21 protein-coding genes are annotated in these 18099 nt (G+C 63.9%); 7 read left to right on the top strand and 14 right to left on the bottom strand.

The window, feature by feature from the left end:
• Positions 1 to 44: 44 nt before the first annotated feature.
• From rpmG to radC, 3 genes are all read right to left on the bottom strand, one after another.
• Positions 45 to 200 (bottom strand): 50S ribosomal protein L33, encoded by a 156-nt coding sequence (gene rpmG, locus MQW23_RS17440; RefSeq protein ID WP_227391162.1) that lies wholly within the window; start codon positions 198 to 200, stop codon positions 45 to 47.
• A gap of 46 nt (positions 201 to 246) precedes the next feature.
• The gene (gene rpmB, locus MQW23_RS17435; protein WP_038481085.1) at positions 247 to 483 is read right to left on the bottom strand and encodes a 50S ribosomal protein L28; all 237 of its coding nucleotides are present in this window, start codon (positions 481 to 483) and stop codon (positions 247 to 249) included.
• A gap of 229 nt (positions 484 to 712) precedes the next feature.
• Positions 713 to 1387 carry a RadC family protein gene (gene radC / locus MQW23_RS17430; protein WP_252109492.1) on the bottom strand — a complete coding sequence of 225 codons (675 nt, stop codon included), beginning with the start codon at positions 1385 to 1387 and terminating at the stop codon, positions 713 to 715.
• Between the two features lie 171 nt (positions 1388 to 1558).
• On the opposite strand from radC, the gene coaBC reads away from it, so the two are divergent.
• The 5 genes from coaBC (at position 1559) to slmA (ending at position 6297) form a co-directional block, all read left to right on the top strand.
• On the top strand, positions 1559 to 2833 hold the full coding sequence (gene coaBC, locus MQW23_RS17425) for a bifunctional phosphopantothenoylcysteine decarboxylase/phosphopantothenate--cysteine ligase CoaBC (protein ID WP_252109491.1): 1275 nt from the start codon (positions 1559 to 1561) through the stop codon (positions 2831 to 2833).
• A complete protein-coding gene (gene dut / locus MQW23_RS17420) occupies positions 2830 to 3285 on the top strand; it encodes a dUTP diphosphatase (RefSeq protein WP_252109490.1) in 456 nt (151 codons plus the stop codon). Before coaBC ends, dut begins: the two co-directional genes overlap by 4 nt.
• Before the next feature lie 29 nt (positions 3286 to 3314).
• Positions 3315 to 4709, top strand: a complete 1395-nt coding sequence (locus MQW23_RS17415) for a phosphomannomutase/phosphoglucomutase (protein ID WP_252109489.1) — start codon at positions 3315 to 3317, stop codon at positions 4707 to 4709.
• 63 nt (positions 4710 to 4772) lie between these two features.
• Entirely contained in the window at positions 4773 to 5672 is a 900-nt protein-coding gene (gene argB, locus MQW23_RS17410) for an acetylglutamate kinase (RefSeq protein ID WP_252109488.1), read from the top strand.
• 16 nt (positions 5673 to 5688) lie between these two features.
• A complete protein-coding gene (slmA, locus tag MQW23_RS17405) occupies positions 5689 to 6297 on the top strand; it encodes a nucleoid occlusion factor SlmA (RefSeq protein ID WP_252109487.1) in 609 nt (202 codons plus the stop codon).
• A gap of 74 nt (positions 6298 to 6371) precedes the next feature.
• On the opposite strand, the gene rpoH is transcribed toward slmA, so the two are convergent.
• From rpoH to ftsY, 4 genes are all read right to left on the bottom strand, one after another.
• Positions 6372 to 7238, bottom strand: a complete 867-nt coding sequence (gene rpoH, locus MQW23_RS17400; protein WP_252109486.1) for an RNA polymerase sigma factor RpoH — start codon at positions 7236 to 7238, stop codon at positions 6372 to 6374.
• Between the two features lie 181 nt (positions 7239 to 7419).
• A complete protein-coding gene (ftsX, locus tag MQW23_RS17395; RefSeq protein WP_252109485.1) occupies positions 7420 to 8490 on the bottom strand; it encodes a permease-like cell division protein FtsX in 1071 nt (356 codons plus the stop codon).
• On the bottom strand, positions 8487 to 9155 hold the full coding sequence (gene ftsE, locus MQW23_RS17390) for a cell division ATP-binding protein FtsE (RefSeq protein WP_252109484.1): 669 nt from the start codon (positions 9153 to 9155) through the stop codon (positions 8487 to 8489). The genes ftsX and ftsE overlap by 4 nt, the downstream gene beginning before the upstream one ends.
• Positions 9152 to 10657, bottom strand: coding sequence for a signal recognition particle-docking protein FtsY (gene ftsY / locus MQW23_RS17385; RefSeq protein ID WP_252109483.1), 1506 nt, complete (start codon positions 10655 to 10657; stop codon positions 9152 to 9154). The genes ftsE and ftsY overlap by 4 nt, the downstream gene beginning before the upstream one ends.
• 90 nt (positions 10658 to 10747) lie before the next feature.
• On the opposite strand from ftsY, the gene rsmD reads away from it, so the two are divergent.
• Together rsmD and zapB are read left to right on the top strand one after the other, a co-directional pair.
• Positions 10748 to 11359 carry a 16S rRNA (guanine(966)-N(2))-methyltransferase RsmD gene (rsmD, locus tag MQW23_RS17380; RefSeq protein ID WP_252109482.1) on the top strand — a complete coding sequence of 204 codons (612 nt, stop codon included), beginning with the start codon at positions 10748 to 10750 and terminating at the stop codon, positions 11357 to 11359.
• A gap of 71 nt (positions 11360 to 11430) precedes the next feature.
• Complete coding sequence (gene zapB / locus MQW23_RS17375; RefSeq protein ID WP_252109481.1) at positions 11431 to 11622, top strand: cell division protein ZapB; 192 nt, start codon at positions 11431 to 11433, stop codon at positions 11620 to 11622.
• 8 nt (positions 11623 to 11630) lie between these two features.
• On the opposite strand, the gene rimI is transcribed toward zapB, so the two are convergent.
• The 7 genes from rimI to prfB form a co-directional block, all read right to left on the bottom strand.
• The gene (gene rimI / locus MQW23_RS17370; protein WP_252109480.1) at positions 11631 to 12077 is read right to left on the bottom strand and encodes a ribosomal protein S18-alanine N-acetyltransferase; all 447 of its coding nucleotides are present in this window, start codon (positions 12075 to 12077) and stop codon (positions 11631 to 11633) included.
• Positions 12074 to 12880, bottom strand: a complete 807-nt coding sequence (locus MQW23_RS17365) for a hypothetical protein (protein ID WP_252109479.1) — start codon at positions 12878 to 12880, stop codon at positions 12074 to 12076. The genes rimI and MQW23_RS17365 overlap by 4 nt, the downstream gene beginning before the upstream one ends.
• Positions 12877 to 13197, bottom strand: coding sequence for a BolA family protein (locus tag MQW23_RS17360; protein WP_252109478.1), 321 nt, complete (start codon positions 13195 to 13197; stop codon positions 12877 to 12879). The genes MQW23_RS17365 and MQW23_RS17360 overlap by 4 nt, the downstream gene beginning before the upstream one ends.
• Before the next feature lie 41 nt (positions 13198 to 13238).
• On the bottom strand, positions 13239 to 14639 hold the full coding sequence (locus MQW23_RS17355) for an MFS transporter (protein ID WP_252109477.1): 1401 nt from the start codon (positions 14637 to 14639) through the stop codon (positions 13239 to 13241).
• Between the two features lie 180 nt (positions 14640 to 14819).
• Complete coding sequence (locus MQW23_RS17350; protein WP_252109476.1) at positions 14820 to 15206, bottom strand: hypothetical protein; 387 nt, start codon at positions 15204 to 15206, stop codon at positions 14820 to 14822.
• A 78-nt stretch (positions 15207 to 15284) separates the two neighbouring features.
• Positions 15285 to 16796 (bottom strand): lysine--tRNA ligase, encoded by a 1512-nt coding sequence (gene lysS, locus MQW23_RS17345; RefSeq protein WP_252109475.1) that lies wholly within the window; start codon positions 16794 to 16796, stop codon positions 15285 to 15287.
• 33 nt (positions 16797 to 16829) lie between these two features.
• Positions 16830 to 17928, bottom strand: a protein-coding gene (gene prfB / locus MQW23_RS17340; RefSeq protein ID WP_335342358.1) for a peptide chain release factor 2 whose coding sequence is annotated in 2 segments (ribosomal slippage) — positions 16830 to 17852 and positions 17854 to 17928 — 1098 coding nt in all. Because the reading frame shifts where the segments join, the coding sequence is not laid out codon by codon here.
• Positions 17929 to 18099: the final 171 nt, after the last annotated feature.

Raw genomic sequence — 18099 nt, 5'->3', positions numbered from 1 at the left:
CGGCAGGCCAAGCCTGCGGTGAAAGCCGATCAGCGTAATCGAAATTACTTGATCTTGGCTTCCTTGTAGATAACGTGCTTGCGAACCACCGGGTCATACTTCTTGAACTCGAACTTGTCGGGGGTGTTCCGCTTGTTCTTGTCGGTGGTGTAGAAGTGGCCGGTACCGGCGCTGGACACCAGACGAATCTTATCGCGCATGGTTCAATCTCCCAAAATGCGTCGCTAATAATAGCTGAAAACGAGCTTAGATGGCGTCGCCGCGCTTGCGGATGTCGGCCAGCACGGTCTCGATACCTTTCTTGTCGATGATGCGCATACCCTTGGAAGAGACGCGCAGCTTCACGAAACGGTTCTCGGATTCGACCCAGAAACGGTGCGTGTGCAGGTTCGGCAAGAAACGACGACGTGTCTTACGCTGGGAGTGTGAAACGTTATTACCAGTTACCGGACGCTTGCCGGTAACCTGACATACTTTGGACATGAGAGCCTCCAACCGCTTGGCCAGGGTATAAGCCTGAGTGTTCAAAACTGTCGGGCAAACCGGAAGGGAGGGAGTCAGTCGATGCCGCGATGGCCTGGCTGTACCCGAATCCGTTATTCAACCCAAGTTTAAAGGTGGCACTTTATACCAGAGCATCCGGTCAGCGGCAAGCAAAAGCGTGCCTAAAGGGTCAAAAAGGCCCTTTTGAACGGTAAAACGCCGGCTTTCTTCAAAGCCAGCCGCGCTCGGCAAAAGAGATGACATCCGCATCCCCCACCACGAAATGATCCAGCACCCGCACGTCGAAAAGCCCCAGCGCCTGAGTCAAACGCTCGGTGATGCGTCGGTCGGCATCGCTGGGTTCGGCTACACCAGAGGGGTGGTTGTGGGCCAGAATCACCGCGCCTGCGTTGAGCTCCAGGGCGCGCTTGGCAACATCGCGAGGGTAGACAGATGCGCTGTCTAGGGTACCGCGAAACAGCGCCTCATAGCGAATGATTCGGTGCTGAGTATCCAAAAAAAGCACCGCGAACTCCTCGTGGCCCAAATGCCTCAGCTGCGAGCGCAGGTAGTGGCGCACCAGCGACGGCGAGGTAAGCGCATTGCCCCGGGCGAGCTGGGTAGCCAGGTGGCGCCGTGAGAGTTCGAGGGTCGCCTGTAGCTGGGCGAACTTCGCCGAGCCCAGCCCGTGGGCCTGGCAAAAGGCGCGCTCATCGGACTCCAGAAACGGCCTGAGCCCGCCGAAGCGGGTGAGCAGGTCGCGGGCGAGATCCACCGCCGAGCGCCCCTTGACGCCAACGCGCAGAAAAATCGCCAGAAGCTCGGCGTCCGACAGCGCCTGGGCGCCCAGCGTTAGAAGCTTCTCGCGGGGGCGTTCGCCCTCCGGCCAGTGATTGATGCCCATTCCCACCCCCTTGCGTATCGTTATTGTATCGATGTGCGCGGCCAGCGCTCACTATACCTAGCCTAGAAGCCCGCGAGCGAACCTGCCAAAACCGGCGCCCAAATGGTATGGTGAGCCCCTTCACGGCGGGCGGTGGCCCGGCTTTTTCAGCGTTTCATTCAGGAGGAGTGTATGGCGTCGATTCAGGCCTTCCCGCACGCTGCGCTGGCGGGCAAACGCATCCTTCTTGGCGTCAGCGCCGGTATTGCCGCTTACAAAAGCGCCCAGATCATTCGGCTAATCAAGCAGGCCGGCGGCGAGGTGCGCGTGGTGCTCACCGACGGCGCTCAGGCGTTCATAACCCCGCTCACCCTGCAGGCGCTCTCCGGCGAGGCAGTGCGCACCTCGCTTTTGGACCCGCAGGCAGAAGCCGGCATGGGCCATATCGAGCTCGCCCGCTGGGCGGATGCGCTCTTGATCGCGCCGGCCACGGCGGATCTGATCGCGCGGCTGGTGCATGGGCTGGCCGACGACTTGCTCACCACGCTGAGCCTTGCCTGCGAGGCGCCGCGGCTGATTGCGCCGGCGATGAACCAAGCGATGTGGCGCCACCCGGCCAGCCAGCGAAATGCAGCACAGCTCGATCACGACGGCTGGCAGGTGATCGGTCCCGCCGCCGGCGAGCAGGCCTGCGGTGACGTTGGCCCCGGGCGCATGAGCGAACCCGAAGAGATCGTCGAGGCGCTCGCCCGGCGCCTGGCCCCGACGGCGCCCGCGCTTGATGCCAAGCGCCCCCACGCGGTGATTACCGCCGGCCCCACCCGGGAGGCGCTCGACCCGGTGCGCTATCTTACCAACCAAAGCTCCGGCAAGATGGGCTACGCGCTGGCCGCCGCCGCCGTTGAGGCGGGCTGTCGGGTAACGCTGATCAGCGGCCCGGTCCATCTTGCCACCCCGGCGGGCGTGACGCGCATCGACGTCGAAAGCGCCCGGCAGATGCATGATGAGGCGCTGCGTTTGGCCCCGAGTGCGGCCCTTTTCATCGGCTGCGCGGCGGTGGCGGACTACCGCGCCGAGCACCCCGCCGAGCACAAGATCAAAAAGACGCAAGGTGTCGACACGCTGACCCTGACGCTGGTCAAGAACCCGGACATCATTGCGAACGTTGCCGCGCTCGACGCGCCGGCACGCCCTTTTGTGATCGGCTTTGCCGCCGAGACCCAGGACGTGGCGCACTACGCCGGCGAGAAGCTTTTACGCAAGCGCCTCGACATGGTGGTGGCCAACGACGTCTCCCACGAGGGCCTCGGCTTTGGCAGCGACGACAACGCCGCGATGTTGATCTGGCGCGCCGGCGCAGACGTTGACCAGCAAAGTGCCCCGCCCCAACCCAAAACCGCCCTTGCCCGTCTGATCGTCGGCAAGGCGCTTTCACTGATCGACTCAACCGCGGAAACAAAGCAATGAGCCACCCCCCCTTGAAGTGCAAGGTACTCGACGAGCGCATGCTGGATTACCTCCCAAGCTACGGCTCCGAAGGCGCGGCGGGCATGGACCTGCGCGCCCTGCTGGATGCGCCCTTGACGCTCGCCCCCGGCGAGTGCGAGCTCGTAGGCACCGGCCTTGCCATTCATATCGGTGACCCAAACCTTGCCGGCATGATCCTGCCGCGCTCCGGGCTAGGCCACAAGCACGGCATCGTGCTCGGCAACCTGGTGGGTTTGATCGATTCGGACTACCAGGGCGAGCTCAAGATATCGGTGTGGAACCGTGGAAAGGCGAGCTTCACCATCGAGCCCTTCGAGCGGCTGGCCCAGTACGTACTGGTACCGGTGGTGCAGGCGTCGCTCGAGATCGTCGAGAGCTTTGACGACAGTGCGCGTGGCGCCGGCGGCTTCGGCAGCACCGGTCGCGGATAACCCCTTTTGGCTGACTTCAGGACACGCTCATGACGGTACCCGCTTCCATCTTTCGCGCCTACGATATCCGCGGCGTCGTGGACGACACCCTGACCGAGGCCACGACCACGCTGATCGGCCAGGCGGTAGGCTCTGAAGCCGCTGCCCGAGGCGAGCGCGCGGTGATCGTTGCCCGCGACGGGCGCCTCTCCGGGCCCAAACTCCAGCAAGCGCTGGTGGCGGGGCTTCTGCGCGCCGGGGTCGACGTCATCGACATCGGCATGGTGCCCACCCCAACACTCTACTTCGCCACCCATACGCTTGGCGCCAGCCGCTCCGGGGTGATGGTCACGGGAAGCCACAACCCGCCCGAGTACAACGGCTTCAAGGTCGTGCTCGGCGGCGAAACGCTCTCGAACGAGACCATCACCGCGCTTTATGAGCGCATCGCAAGCGGCGAACTGGCCGAAGGCAACGGCGCGTACTGCGAGGTGGACGTGCGCGAGGCGTATCTTTCGCGTATCACCCGTGACGTCACCGTGGCCCGACCGCTGCACGCCGTGGTGGACTGCGGCAACGGCGTGGCCGGCGAGCTTGGCCCCGAGCTGATCCGCCGCCTGGGCGTTCGCACCACGCCGCTATATGAGGAGATCGACGGGCGCTTTCCCAACCACCACCCGGACCCGGGCAAGCCGGAGAACCTCATCGCGCTGATCGAGGAGGTCAAACGACAGGGCGCGGATATTGGGCTGGCGTTTGATGGCGACGGCGACCGGCTGGGCGTGGTCACCCAAAGCGGGCGCATCATTAATCCGGACCACCTGTTGGCGCTGTTCGCCACCGACCTGCTCGCCCGCCACCCGGGCGCGGGCGTGATTTTCGACGTCAAGTGCAGCCGCCGCCTCGCCCACACCATTGCTGACGCCGGCGGCGAGCCGGAGATGTGGCGCACCGGCCACTCGCTGATCAAGGCGCGCATGATCGAGATCGGCGCGCTGTTGGGCGGCGAAATGAGTGGGCACATTTTCTTCAAGGAGCGCTGGTACGGCTTCGACGACGGCCTCTACGCCGCCGCGCGGCTGTTGGAGATTTTGAGCGGGCAGAGTGATAGTGCTGATGCGCTGTTCGCACGCTTTCCCCAGGAAGTCAGCACCCCGGAAATCAACGTCGCGGTCGCCGATGAAGAAAAGTTCGGCCTGGTGGAAGCGCTTGCCAGAGATGGCGACTTCGGCGAAGGTATCAAGACCACGATCGACGGCATTCGCGTGGACTACAGCGATGGCTTCGGGCTTTGCCGGGCCTCGAACACCACGCCGGCGCTGGTGCTTCGCTTCGAAGGGGAAAGCGACGCCGCACTTTCACGGATCAGGGCGCGCTTTGCCCAGGCGCTGGCCCGCACCGCGCCTGATCTGGACATCGCCGCGATTGCCGAGCCGACACACTAGAGCGCGCCCAACGCGCCATAAAGGCCACCGTGCCGCATAAAAGACAAGCCAAGGGATAACCCAATGAATCCAAACAGTCGCGACCCGCGGGTCGTCGTGGAGGTGCTGTCAGAGGCGCTTCCCTATATCCAGCAGTTCTCCGGCAAGACCGTCGTCGTCAAGTACGGCGGCAACGCCATGACCGAAGACACCCTGATCAACTCCTTCGCCCGCGACATCGTGCTGATGAAGGAAGTCGGCATCAACCCGGTGGTGGTTCACGGCGGCGGCCCGCAGATCGGAAGCCTTCTGGAGAAGCTCAACATCGAGTCTCGCTTCGTCAACGGCATGCGCGTCACCGATGCCCAGACCATGGACGTGGTCGAGATGGTGCTCGGGGGGCTGGTCAACAAGAGCATCGTCAACCTGATCAACCAAAGCGGCGGCAAGGCGATCGGCCTGACCGGTAAGGACGGCGCCCAGATTCGCGCGCGTCAGCTCAAGGTCGAACACAAGACGCCAGAGATGACCGCCCCGGAGATCATCGATATCGGCCACGTCGGCGAGGTGGAGTCGATCTCCACCGATCTGATCGAAATGCTCGCCGCCCGCGATTTCATTCCCGTGATCGCGCCGATCGGCGTGGACGACGAGGGCCACAGCTACAACATCAACGCCGACCTGGTCGCCGGCAAGCTCGCCGAGGCGCTCAGCGCCGAGAAGCTGATGCTCTTGACCAACGTGGCCGGGCTGATGAACAGCGAAGGCCAGGTGCTCACCGGGCTGACCACCGCCCAGGTCGACGAGCTGATCGAAGATGGCACCATCTACGGCGGAATGCTGCCCAAGATTCGCTGCGCGTTGGACGCCGTGAAAGGCGGCGTGGTCAGCGCGCAGATCGTCGATGGCCGCGTGCCCCACGCCATCCTGCTCGAAATCTTCACCAAGGCGGGCGTCGGTACCTTGATCAGCGACGCCGGCTAAGGCAAGGGGGTGGCACATGAGCGATGACAACAAACCGCGTCGGCGCGAACAGATCCTGCAAGCGCTGGCCATCATGCTCGAAGAGGACAGCGGCAAGCGTATCACCACCGCCGCGCTGGCCCGCCAAGTCGGCGTCTCCGAGGCGGCGCTGTATCGCCACTTTCCGAGCAAGGCGCGCATGTTCGAGGGTTTGATCGACTACATCGAGGAGAGCGTCTTCGCGCGCATCACGCGTATTCTCGAGGACATCCCCGATGCCGAGCGCCGCTGCGCGACGATTCTCTCGCTGCTTTTGGGCTTTGCCGAGAAAAACCCGGGGCTTGCGCGGGTTCTCGGCGGCGACGTGCTCACCGGCGAGACGGCCAGGCTCAGACAGCGCGTGCACCAGCTCTTTGAACGATTGGAGACTCAGCTCAAGCAAATCCTGCGCGAGGCAGAAATCCGCGAAGGTCGGCGCACGACCATCACCGCCTCGGCGGCGGCGAATTTGCTCATCGCCCAGGCCGAAGGACGCATTTCGCAGTACGTGCGCAGCGACTTCAAGCGCGTCCCAACCGAGTACTGGGACGACCAGTGGGCGCTGATCGCCTCGGGGCTATTGAAAGAGAGCGCCATGCCCGCCTAAAAGCTCAATTCAAACGTGCAGGCATGAAAAAGCCCCGGTGGATGCCGGGGCTTTTCGCTTTTCATCGCTTCGAATTAGGCGGCGAGGGTGTCGCCCATCTTAGCGCGAAGCTTCTTCATGGCGTTCTTTTCGAGCTGGCGAATGCGCTCGGCGCTCACGCCGTAAACGTCGGCCAAGTCGTGCAGCGTCGACTTGTCGTCGGTCAGCCAGCGGCGCTGCAGGATATCCCGCGAGCGGTCGTCGAGCTCACTTAGCGCCAGCTGCAGGCGGCGCGTGGAATCCTCTTCGAAGTCGCTGTCCTCAAGCTGAGTTGCCGGATCCAAAGTGGCGTCGTCGAGAAACTGCGCCGGCGCCTGGTAGGGGCTATCTTCATCGTCGCTCGGCGAGGCATCGAAGCCTGCATCGAACGCCGATAGGCGCCCTTCCATGTCTCGAACGATCTCGGGTTTTACATCGAGATCCTTGGCGATGGCGTCAACTTCGTCGTTGTTCAGCCAAGCCAAACGCTTTTTCGCGCTGCGCAGATTGAAGAACAGCTTGCGCTGGGCCTTGGTGGTCGCGATTTTCACGATGCGCCAGTTGCGCAGCACGAACTCGTGAATTTCGGCCTTGATCCAGTGCACGGCGAAAGAGACCAGCCGCACGCCCTGATTGGGGTCGAAGCGTTTGACCGCCTTCATCAGACCCACGTTGCCTTCCTGAATCAGGTCGGCCTGGGGCAGCCCGTAGCCCGAGTAGCTGCGCGCAATATGAACCACGAAGCGCAGGTGCGACATGACCAGCCGCCGCGCCGCTTCGAGATCGCCCTCGTCGTAGAGGCGGCGTGCCAGCGCCTGCTCCTCTTCGACGGTAAGCACAGAAATGCAATTGACCGCTTGAATGTAACCGCCCAGGTCGTTGCCTGGAGAAAGCTGACCCACCGGTAGAAGACTAGTGCTCATGCAGATGGTCTCCTTGTCACCTATCCTGGTCGACCTGCTATCGTCATCAACATGAGCCAACATATACGGTTCACGATCGACATAGCGTGTCGGAGTAATCACTAAGACAGTAACTAAAGTATAAGGTTCAAAGTATCCCGACTAAAAAACCGGTCGGGCAACGCGCCCGCTTAAAACCGACTCAGCGCGGGCGAATGCTGGATAGATAGCGCGACACGGCAAGCCATGCGCCCAGCCAGCCCAATAGTGTACTGCAGAATAGCAAAATTGTAGAGCCTGTCACGTCGAGCTGGGGCAGGCTGAAGCTCGCCCCATAGCTCGCCGCCAGCGCCGCCACTGGAAGCGACAGCCACTGATTGCCCAGCGCCAGCAACAGTAGCGCGATCACACCCCCGCCGACGCCGTACCAGGCGCCGCTATACAGAAACGGGCGGCGCACGAAGGCGTGGGTCGCGCCGATCAGCATGACCACCTCGATCTCCCGGCGCCGGCTCTCCACGGAAAGGCGAATGGTGTTGCCCACCACCAGCAGCACGCCGAAGCCAAAAAGCACCCCGAGCGCCAGCGCCACGCGCCGGCCCAGGTCCGCCAGGTGGCGAAGCCGCTCCACCCAGGCCAAATCCACGCGTACCTCGTCCACCCCGGCCAACGCTTCGAGCTGACCGGCGAGCGCCTGCATCGAGGAAGACTCGACGCTTTGTGGACGGATCACGATGCTCGCCGGCAGCGGGTTCTCCTCGAGGCCCATCAGGGTGTCGTCGATGCCCAGCGAGCGCTGAAAGTCCGCCATGCCCTCCTCGGCACTGATCAGCCGGGTGTGCGAAACGCCGGCCTCGGCGCCGACCGCCTCTTCGATGCGCTCGGCCTCGGCCGGGCCTACGTCGGTTTGCAGGTAGACGGTGAGCGTGGCGCTCTCATCGAGCTCGGCGTCCAGCAGTCGGGCGCTGTCGAGGGTCAGCCAAAGCGCGGCGGGAAGTACCAGAGCGATCGCGATGGCGAGCATGGTGAGCAGGTTGCCCAGCGGATGGCGCACCAGCCGGTAGAGGCTATCGCCCAGCATGGCGCGGTGATGGCGCCCCCAGGCGCGCGCCCGGCTGCCAAACCCCGGACCCGTCGGGCGCGGCTTTCTGGGCGCGGGCGGTACCGGCCCCTTGCCGGCTTTGGCGGCCGGGGCGCCGCGGCGGCTCACCGCGCCACTTGGTCGGGTGGCCGCGCCGCGAGGCTCAGAGGGCGGCGGTGTCGGGCGCTTCATACCGCCCCCTCGTCGCCGATCAGGCGCCCATCGCGCAGGCGCAGAATGCGGTGGCGCAGGCGGGCGATCAGCGCCAGGTCGTGGCTTGCGATCATCACCGTGGTGCCGATGCGGTTGAAGTCTTCGAACAGGCCCATGATGTCGGCGGAAAGGTGCGGGTCCAGGTTCCCCGTAGGCTCGTCGGCGAGCAATAGCGCGGGCTTGTTGACCACGGCGCGGGCGATGCCCACGCGCTGCTGCTCGCCGCCGGAAAGCTCCACGGGCAGCGCCTTTTCACGGTGCAAAAGCCCCACTTTATCGAGCGCCGCGCGCACCCGGCGTGCGGATTCGCGCGGCTCGAGCCCCTGAATTTCCAGCGGTAGCGCGACGTTTTTGAACACGCTGCGATCGAATAGCAACTGGTGGTCCTGAAACACCACGCCAATCTGGCGCCGGTAAAACGGCACCTGGCTTGCGTGGAGTTTGGCAATGTCGTGGCCGGCGACCACGACGCGCCCGCGGCTGGGTTTCTCCAGGCGCATGATCAGGCGCAAAAGCGAGCTCTTGCCCGCTCCGGAGTGACCGGTCAGAAACACCATTTCCCCAGGGCCCACGCGAAAATTGAGATGCGCCAGCGCCTCAAAACGGCCGCCGTAGCGCTTACCGACGTGCTCGAACGCAATCATCCGCGCGTTGCGCCCTCGGGCTGATCGAACAGCGCGTTGACGAAATCGTTGGCGCTAAAGGGGCGCAGGTCATCGAGGCTTTCGCCGACGCCGATGAAGCGGATCGGGGTTTCGAGCTGCTTGGCGAGGGCAAAGATCACGCCGCCCTTGGCGGTGCCATCGAGCTTGGTCAGCGTGATACCGCTGACCGGGACGGCTTCGTTGAAGGTGCTGGCCTGGGAGATGGCGTTCTGGCCAGTCCCGGCGTCGAGCACCAGCATCACCTCGTGCGGGGCGCTGGCGTCGATTTTCTGCATCACGCGATGGACCTTCTTGAGCTCCTCCATCAGGTGGCTCTTGTTATGAAGCCGTCCGGCGGTATCGGCGATCAGCACGTCGACCCCGCGAGCCTTGGCTGCGGACACCGCGTCATAAATGACCGAGGCGCTGTCAGCGCCGGTGTGCTGGGCGATCACCGGCACGTCGTTGCGCTCGCCCCACACCTTGAGCTGTTCGACCGCCGCGGCGCGGAAGGTATCGCCGGCGGCGAGCATCACGCTTTTGCCCTCGCGCTGAAACCGCTGGGTGAGCTTGCCGATGGTCGTGGTCTTGCCCACGCCGTTCACGCCCACCACCAGGATCACGAAGGGGCCGTCGCCGGGCTTATCGAAATCGAGCGGTTTGGCTACCGGCTCGAGCATCCGCCCAAGCTCTTCCTGCAGCCCCTTGTAAAGCGCGGCAGGGTCAGTGAGCTCCTTGCGTGACACCCGCGCCTGAAGGCGCTCGATGATCGCGGTGGTCGCCTCGATGCCCACGTCCGCCATCAGAAGCTGGGTTTCGAGGTCCTCCAAAAGCTCGTCGTCGATCTGCTTTTTGCCCAGAAAGAGATCCGCCAGGCCGTCGGTCAGATTCGCCCGGGTCTTGCCGAGCCCGGATTTGATCCGGGCGAAGAACCCTTTCTTCTCCTCTTTCTTCTCTTCTCTCTTCTCCTCCCTGGCCGCGACCGGCTTGTCCTGGGGCGAGGGGCTGGGCGCGCTCGGCCCCGGCTCGATTTCAGGCGCGGTGGGCGCAGGCTCGACTTCCGGCGCGCTGGGTTCGGGTTCTACCTCGGGCGGACGCTCGGGCTCGATCTCCGGTTCGACTTCGGGTTTTGCCGGTTCCGGCTCGGCTTCCGGCGTTTTATCGGGCTCGACCTCAGGCTTCTCGGGTTCCGGCTCCACCTCAGGGGTTTCCGGCGCCGGCTCGATTTCAAGCTGGTCGGGCTCGGGTTCGACCTCGGGCTTTTTAGGCTCCGGCTCGATCTCGGGCTCTATCTCAGGCTTTTCGGGGCCCGGCTCGCCGTCGGGCTCGCTGGGGCGCGGCGCCGGTGGGGCTTCGACCGGCGCCTCTTCCACTACCGGGCCTGGTGCGGGCTCGCGCTCGGCGATCTCGCCCTTCGCGTCGCCCAGGCCCCCTCCGTCGCGTTTGCGCTCGTCCTGGGGCTGCGAATCCTGCTTTTTCTTGCGTTTTAAGAAACCGAACATGGAGGTATCCAACTAAAAAAGGTGAACATTGTGCCCATCCTAACACCGCCGGCCAGGACTTTGGACACGGACCCCGCTACAATCGGCGCCATGAAACGACAACGCCCTACACGCAAAACCACCGCGTCGCGCGAGACGTCCAAAGCGTCTGGCAAGCTACGTATTATCGGCGGTGATTACCGCCGCCGCCAGCTTCCCGTGCTGGATCACCCCGGGCTTCGCCCAACGCCGGACCGGGTACGCGAAACGCTGTTCAACTGGCTGGGCCCGGCGCTTGCCGGCAAGCGCGCCCTCGATTTGTTCGCAGGCTCCGGGGCGCTGGGTATCGAGGCGCTCTCACGGGGTGCCAGTGAGGCCACCTTCGTCGAGCTGACCCCGCGCGTGGCCGCCATGATCGAGCAGAACCTTGTGAGCCTGAAGGCGACCAATGCTCGCGTGGTGACCATGGAGGCCGCCGCGTTTTTGGCGGGCACGCCGAGCGCGTATGAGCTGGTGTTTCTCGACCCCCCCTTTCAAAAAGGGCTGGCCGGGCCGTGCTGCCAGGCACTGGAGAACGGCTGGCTGGCACCGGAGGCGTTTATTTATCTCGAAACCGAGCGGGAACTGACCGTAGAAGTGCCTGCCAGCTGGCAGCTTCACCGTGAAACCAGCGCCGGCGAAACCAGCGCGCGGCTTTACCGGCGTAGCGCGCTTGCCCAATAGTCGGCGCGGCGTTACGCTCAACGCGTCATTTACCGGGGGCAGGCCTTTCTGCCCCGTTTTTGGAGGTCGGCATGAGCCTTGAACTATTCAATCAGTTGGAACAGAAAGTCACCGATACCGTCGAAGCGCTGGAGCTGATGAAGCTCGAAAACGAAGAGCTTCGCCGCGAAAACGCCGAGTACAAGCAGGAGCGCGAGGAGTGGGAGCGCCGCCTGCAGGGCGTGCTGTCAAAGTTCGAGGAGAACGTGACCGAAAGCGCCTGAGCCAACCGTTAGGACGCGCGCGACATCAGCAGCGCGTCCTCTCTCCCGCTCGCCGTCAGGCTCCTGGCCGGATAGTAGTTTCGCCGCCGGCCGTCGATGCAAAACCCCGCCGCCTCGTAAAGTTTGATCGCTGACTGATTGGATGCGCGCACCTCCAGGAGCACACGCTCACTTTGCCACTCGCGGGCCTGCAAAAGCACGGCCTGTAACAGCGCGCCGCCGAGGCCCTGGCCGCGCTGCCCTTTCGCCACGCCGATCGCCTGCAGCTCCGCCTCGAACGGCAGCCTTGCGAGCAGCGCGTAGCCGACCAGCGCTTTGTCTCGCCACGCGCCCAGCACGATTATCGCCTCATCCTCTAATGCGCGCGCAAGCGACGCCGCGCTCGCCCCGCTTTGCGCATCCGCCTCTAGCGCAAGCAGCGCCGCAAGTTCGAGCGTCGAAAGCGTTCGTATCACGCCGGATCGCCGTGAGCGAGTTGCAAAAGTTTGGGCCAGAGCGCGCGCTTGGCGGGCGCATCGAGCATCGAGCCCAGCGCCGGGGCTCGCCATACGGGAAGCATGAGGGTGCGGCTATGACCGTCCTCGACAGCTAGTACCCGAGCGAGCGTATCCTCGCCTTCGTTCTCTTTCGGTGCGTTTGCCCAGTAAAGCAGCCTCTCGAGCTGCCAGCCCTGGCGACGCGCGGCGCCGGCGATGAACGCCGCCACGCCTTCCTGGGCCTCGGTAAGCGGGTCGTCTGAGGCGAAGGCACCGGCCATCGGCGGCCATTTGAAAGCGGTGAACGTGGGCGCAGTGTCGGCAGAAGCGCCGGCGGCGATGAGCATGTTGGCGAGCAGGCGCCGCTCGGCGGGGGCCAGTTCGCCGGCGTGCACGCTGAGCCAGCGCCCGTCGATACAGGCGCAGGTCAGAGTGAACTCGACCGGCTCGGCGCGCTCGGAAGGCACGCTCGAAGCCGCTTCTTTCGCAGGCGCAGGCTCCGGGGCGGTGCGCTCTACCGGGGCGATATCGCCCAACAGCGCTCGGGCGGATTTCGGCGCCGAGTGCTCGGCCGGTGTCGGTGTCTCGACCGCTTTGGGCGCAGGCGGCGGCGCGGCGGGCTCGTCGAGCAGGGCGTGCAGCGCCTGACGCGGCTCGGCTTTCTCTGGCGCCTCCCACTCGCAGGCCTCGGTCGCCAACGCGTTGGGCAGCTGATACCGGCACGCCCAGGCGGTGATGCCCATGGCGTCCAGGTAGTGGCGTCGGCTGGCTTCCGGGGTCACTTGGCCCCGCCGCGCTGACCGCCAAGGCAATCAGGGGAGTTGGGCCGCTCGCCGCCGCGCGCCTCCCACTCGGCGGGGGTGTACAAGTGAAGCGCCAGGGCGTGGACCGGCCCCCCGAGCTCGTCGGCGAGCAGCGCATAGATCTGCTGATGACGCTTGACCGGCATCATCGCCTCGAAGCTGTCAGAGACCAGCGTCACCTTGAAGTGGGTTTCGGAATTGGCCGGCACGTTGTGCATGTGACTTTCGTTCTCTACGCGCAGCACGTCCGGCGAAAGCGCCGTTAACTTCTGCTCGATCTGTGTCTGCAACGTCATGACAGGCCTCCTCGGTGTGTGGACGGCTTTATTGTACGCCCTTACCGGGGCCTCGACGATGCCCGCCGTTCAACGAGTGCGCGCCCGGCAAGCGACACCCGGGAAAGGCTCGCCGCCAGCGCCAAAAGCGTCGTGAAAGCGCCAAACCAAAGCGTGACCTGCACCGAAAACCCCAGCGCCAGCGCCGCGCCCACCACCGCCACGCCGAAGGATTGGCCGACGGTGCGCACTGTGCTCATCATGCCGGAGACGTTGGCGCTGCGCTCGGGCGGCAGGCTCGCCATCATTTCGCGGTTGTTGGGCGGCTGGAAAAGCCCGAAGCCGATTCCGCAAAGCGCCGTGCGCCAGAGACTGCCCGCCGCACCGGTGGTCTCGTCCACCAGCGCCAGCGCCATCAGCCCGACCACCAGAAAGCCAAGGCCCACGCTCGACAGAATGCTCGGGTTGACCTTGTCGGCAAGGCGCCCGGCCAGCGGCCCCACCACCATGATGGCAAGCGGCCACGGGGTAAAAAGCCAGGCAGTTTCGAGCGGCGAGAAGCCCATCTGATTCTGATAAAAAAGCGACAGCGCGACGAACGTCAGCCCGTGGCCGATGAACGCAAGCCCCGAGGTGCAGATCGCCAGGGTGAAGCGCATCTCGCTAAAGAGCGTCAGCGGTAACAGCGGATAGCGGGCCCGGCGCTGGCGGCGAATGAACAGCGTCGCGGCGACCAGACAGAGTGCGACCCAGGCGAGCGCCGCCAAAGGCTCGGCGTGACCCAGCGCGTCCATCGAGAGAAAGAAGCTCGCCAGCATCACGATCGAGCAAAGCGCCCCCGCCACATCGAAGGCGCCCGAACGCGGCGTCTCGCGCGGCAAAGCCGTGGCGGCGAAGTAAAGCGAGCAGAGCCCGAGCGGCACGTTGAGCGCAAAAAGCCAGGGCCAGTCGGCAAAAGAGAGAATCGCCCCGCTCACCGTGGGCCCGGCGGAGTAGCCGGCAGCGACGATCAGCGCGCTCAGGCCCAGCGCACTGCCCAAAAGCCGGGTCGGAAAAATCATCCGATAAACCGACGGCCCGATGGAGAGCGTGGCCGCCGCACCCAGGCCCTGAAGCGCCCGAAACACCAGCAGCGTCTCGAGGTTTTGGGAAAGCGCCGCCCCGATGGATGCGCCCACGAAGATGGCCAAGCCCAGCAGGTAGAGCCGGCGCCGGGTGATCAACTCACTGAGCCCGGCAAACACCAGCAAAAACGCCGCGCACACCACCTGAAAGATATTGGTAATCCACACCGAGCGCGAAGCGGAGGCGCCCAAATCCTGGGCGATGGTGGGCAGCGCCAGGTTGACCATGGTGGTATCCATCACCGCCATGGTGGTGCCGGTCATCAGCGCCAACAGCGCCAGCGCCCGTTCACGACCGGGCAGGCCGTCGTCACCGGGGCGGGTTTCGAACAGTCGCATGGAGCAAGGCTTCCTTGAGGCAGGCCTGCGTTTGAGTAAAGCAATCTCTGAGCAGGACTTCGTGCAGAGCTTTTTTTGCAGGGCTTTTATAGAGCGCTTTTTTACAGGGCTTTTTTTAAAGCGCTTTAACGGCAAAACCGGCCGAAGCCGGTTTCAAACAACGTACGCCTTAAGCAAGCGTCAGGCCGGGTCGTTGTCGAGCAGCAGCGCGTCGTCGACATCGGAAATTTCCAGCGCCGTTTCATCGTCCAGATCAATCGCCAGATAGCTGTGCTCGACGTGCAGAAACGACTGAAACAGCGACCAGTCCAGCGTCTCGGGCCACTGGCGCTCGTCCTCTTCCCAGGCGCGCAGCTCGGTTTCGAGAATTTCCACGCTGCGCTCGCGCACGAAGGTTTCGAGCGCCTCGGGAGTGTCCATCTCGGGGATCAGGTAAATGGTACTTTCACGTTCGACGTCGTCCAGTGTCAGGTCGTCGTCTCCCATGGTGGGTTCCAGCGCGTTGATCCAGTCCACGAAGGTCTGGGTCGGCCTGACGCTCAGAGCGGAGCGGTTAAGCAGTTTCATGGGATTCTCCTCGCCGTCGAAACGTTGACCATTATGGGCGCTAAAACGCGCCCTTACCAACTTTTACTCCGCCAGCCGTTACTCGACTTCCGGACGCATCGCCGGGAACAGCAGCACGTCGCGAATCGAAGGGCTGTCGGTAAACAGCATTACCAGCCGGTCGATCCCGATGCCCTCGCCCGCCGTGGGCGGCATGCCGTACTCCAGCGCCCGCACGTAATCGGCGTCATAGTACATCGCCTCGAGATCACCGGCGTCCTTCTCGGCGGCCTGCTCGCGAAAGCGCTCGGCCTGATCCTCGGCATCGTTGAGCTCGGAGAAGCCGTTGGCGATCTCGCGCCCGCCGACGAAGAACTCGAAGCGATCGGTGACGAAAGGATCGGCGTCGCTTCGCCGGGCCAGCGGGCTGACCTCCGCCGGGTACTGGGTAATGAAGGTAGGCTGATCGAGGCGGTGTTCGGCCACCTCCTCGAAGATTTCGGTCTGGACCTTGCCCAGCCCCCAGCTCGGCTTCACCTTCACGCCGACGCGCTCGGCAACCTTCACGGCGCTTTCAAGCGACTCAATCTCGGAGGCAGTGATGCCTTCGCCGTACTCGAGGATCGAGTCCTTGAGCGTCAGGCGGCGAAACGGGGCGCCGAAATCGTACTCGTTGCCCTGATAGCTCACTGTGGTGGTGCCAAGCACCTGCTGGGCGGTGGCGCGCAGCATCGCCTCGGTCATGTCCATCAGGTCATTGTAATCGGCGTAAGCCCAGTAGAACTCGACCATGGTGAACTCGGGGTTGTGCCGGGTCGAGAGGCCTTCGTTGCGGAAATTGCGGTTGATCTCGAAGACCTTCTCGAAGCCACCCACTACCAGCCGCTTTAAATAAAGCTCCGGGGCGATACGCAGGTACATGTCCATGCCCAGCGCGTTGTGGTGGGTGATGAACGGACGCGCCGTGGCCCCGCCGGGGATCGGCTGTAGCATGGGGGTTTCCACCTCCATGAAGCCCTTGTCCTCGAAAAAGCGGCGCATGGCGCTGATCACCGCGGCGCGGGTCTCGAACGCTTTACGCGACTCCGGGTTCATGATCAGGTCGACGTAGCGCTGGCGATAGCGCGCTTCCTGGTCGGTCAGGCCGTGAAACTTGTCCGGCAGCGGGCGCAGGCTCTTGGTCAGAAGCTCGGCTTCGACCATCATTACGTAGAGATCGCCCTTGCCGGATTTATGCACCGGGCCGCGCGCGGCGACGATATCGCCGATGTCCCAGCTCTTGATGTCCTCCAAAAGCTCGGCAGGCAGGCCCTTTTTATCCACGTAGAGCTGGATTTGACCGGCCACGTCCTGGATGACGATGAAGGGGCCACGCTTTCGCATGATGCGCCCGGCCACCGCCGCCTGGTGGTCCAGCGCCTCGAGCTCCGCCTTGTCCTTGTCACCGAACTGCGTTTGCAGCTCGACGGTCAGGCTATCCCGGCGAAAGTCGTTGGGAAAAGCGCTCTTGCCAGTGGCGGCGGCGCTTTCACGGCGCGCGGCGAGCTTGCCGCGGCGCTCCATGATCAGATGATTTTCGTTTTCCGCAGAAGACGCGTCCTGGTTGGCCATCAGACACCCTTGAATGATCGAACCCAAAAAAGATTACAAACCCTGCTTGAGGCTTGCGATGATAAATTGATCCAGATCGCCGTCGAGCACCTTGTCGCAGTTACTGGACTGCACGCCGGTGCGCAGATCCTTGATGCGCTGGTCGTCGAGCACGTAGGAGCGGATCTGGCTGCCCCAGCCGATGTCGGCCTTGGAGTCCTCGGCTTCCTGCTTGGCGGCGTTGCGCTTTTGCATCTCGTGCTCCCAGAGCTTCGCCTTGAGCTGCTTCATGGCGAAGTCCCGGTTGGCGTGCTGGCTGCGCTGGTTCTGGCAGGCCACGACGATACCCGTGGGCTCGTGGGTGATCCGCACCGCCGAATCCGTGGTGTTGACGTGCTGACCGCCGGCGCCGCTGGAGCGATAGGTGTCCACGCGCAGATCCGACGGGTTGATCTCGACTTCGAAGCTGTCGTCGACTTCCGGCGATAAAAACACCGAGGCAAACGAGGTGTGGCGGCGACCGCCGGAATCGAACGGGCTTTTGCGCACCAGCCGGTGAACGCCGGTCTCGGTGCGCAGCCAGCCAAAGGCATGATCGCCCTGGATATGCACCGAGGCCGACTTGATGCCCGCCACTTCGCCGGCGGAGGCTTCGATGATCTCGGCCTTGAAGCCGTGGTGCTCGGCCCAGCGCAGGTACATACGCAGCAAAATGTTCGCCCAGTCCTGGGCTTCGGTGCCACCGGAGCCGGACTGAATATCGAGGTAGGCGTTGTTTTCGTCCATCTCGCCGGCAAACATGCGGCGAAACTCGAGCCGCTCGAGCGATGCCTGCATGGTGTCGAGCTCGCGCTTGACCTCTTCGACGGTGCTCTCGTCCTCTTCCATCTCGGCCAGTTCCAGAAGATCCCGGCTATCGCCAAGCCCCTGATCCAGCTCGTCGATGGTGGCGACGATGGTCTCGAGCGAGGCTCGCTCCTTGCCGAGCTTCTGAGCGTACTCCGGGTCGCTCCAGACGTTCGGGTCTTCGAGTTCGCGGGTAACCTCTTCTAGCCGATCCTTCTTCTCGGCATAGTCAAAGATACCCCCTAAGAACGTCTGTCCGCTCAGACAGGTCCTTGATTTGGGTGTGAATCGGGTTGGTTTCCAACATGGATCGCGCCTTGATCTGATCAGTACCGCGGGGGCACTCAAATGGGGAGGTCGTCGGTCGGGGCGCTCGTTGAGCAACGGGCAGCGTCAGGCCGCGGCCCCGATAAACGAAACCGGTGCATTAATGGGCGCCTAGTGTAACGAAAGCGGGGGGTGGGTGCATCCACCGCCC

The sequence above is a fragment of the Halomonas sp. S3-1-1 genome (assembly GCF_023757625.1).
Lineage (GTDB): Bacteria > Pseudomonadota > Gammaproteobacteria > Pseudomonadales > Halomonadaceae > Vreelandella.
This window is presented reverse-complemented; position numbering and strand designations above follow the sequence as displayed.

What these genes read in the sequence shown, in the direction of transcription:
- MQW23_RS17415 (WP_252109489.1), top strand. Translation starts at nt 3,315, where the DNA reads ATGACGGTACCCGCTTCCATCTTTCGCGCCTACGATATCCGCGGCGTC.
- MQW23_RS17355 (WP_252109477.1), bottom strand. Translation starts at nt 14,639, where the DNA reads ATGCGACTGTTCGAAACCCGCCCCGGTGACGACGGCCTGCCCGGTCGT.
- MQW23_RS17360 (WP_252109478.1), bottom strand. Translation starts at nt 13,197, where the DNA reads ATGACGTTGCAGACACAGATCGAGCAGAAGTTAACGGCGCTTTCGCCG.
- MQW23_RS17350 (WP_252109476.1), bottom strand. Translation starts at nt 15,206, where the DNA reads ATGAAACTGCTTAACCGCTCCGCTCTGAGCGTCAGGCCGACCCAGACC.
- radC (WP_252109492.1), bottom strand. Translation starts at nt 1,387, where the DNA reads ATGGGCATCAATCACTGGCCGGAGGGCGAACGCCCCCGCGAGAAGCTT.
- ftsY (WP_252109483.1), bottom strand. Translation starts at nt 10,657, where the DNA reads ATGTTCGGTTTCTTAAAACGCAAGAAAAAGCAGGATTCGCAGCCCCAG.
- slmA (WP_252109487.1), top strand. Translation starts at nt 5,689, where the DNA reads ATGAGCGATGACAACAAACCGCGTCGGCGCGAACAGATCCTGCAAGCG.
- rpmG (WP_227391162.1), bottom strand. Translation starts at nt 200, where the DNA reads ATGCGCGATAAGATTCGTCTGGTGTCCAGCGCCGGTACCGGCCACTTC.
- ftsX (WP_252109485.1), bottom strand. Translation starts at nt 8,490, where the DNA reads ATGAAGCGCCCGACACCGCCGCCCTCTGAGCCTCGCGGCGCGGCCACC.
- dut (WP_252109490.1), top strand. Translation starts at nt 2,830, where the DNA reads ATGAGCCACCCCCCCTTGAAGTGCAAGGTACTCGACGAGCGCATGCTG.
- coaBC (WP_252109491.1), top strand. Translation starts at nt 1,559, where the DNA reads ATGGCGTCGATTCAGGCCTTCCCGCACGCTGCGCTGGCGGGCAAACGC.
- ftsE (WP_252109484.1), bottom strand. Translation starts at nt 9,155, where the DNA reads ATGATTGCGTTCGAGCACGTCGGTAAGCGCTACGGCGGCCGTTTTGAG.
- lysS (WP_252109475.1), bottom strand. Translation starts at nt 16,796, where the DNA reads ATGGCCAACCAGGACGCGTCTTCTGCGGAAAACGAAAATCATCTGATC.
- argB (WP_252109488.1), top strand. Translation starts at nt 4,773, where the DNA reads ATGAATCCAAACAGTCGCGACCCGCGGGTCGTCGTGGAGGTGCTGTCA.
- rpmB (WP_038481085.1), bottom strand. Translation starts at nt 483, where the DNA reads ATGTCCAAAGTATGTCAGGTTACCGGCAAGCGTCCGGTAACTGGTAAT.
- rpoH (WP_252109486.1), bottom strand. Translation starts at nt 7,238, where the DNA reads ATGAGCACTAGTCTTCTACCGGTGGGTCAGCTTTCTCCAGGCAACGAC.
- zapB (WP_252109481.1), top strand. Translation starts at nt 11,431, where the DNA reads ATGAGCCTTGAACTATTCAATCAGTTGGAACAGAAAGTCACCGATACC.
- rsmD (WP_252109482.1), top strand. Translation starts at nt 10,748, where the DNA reads ATGAAACGACAACGCCCTACACGCAAAACCACCGCGTCGCGCGAGACG.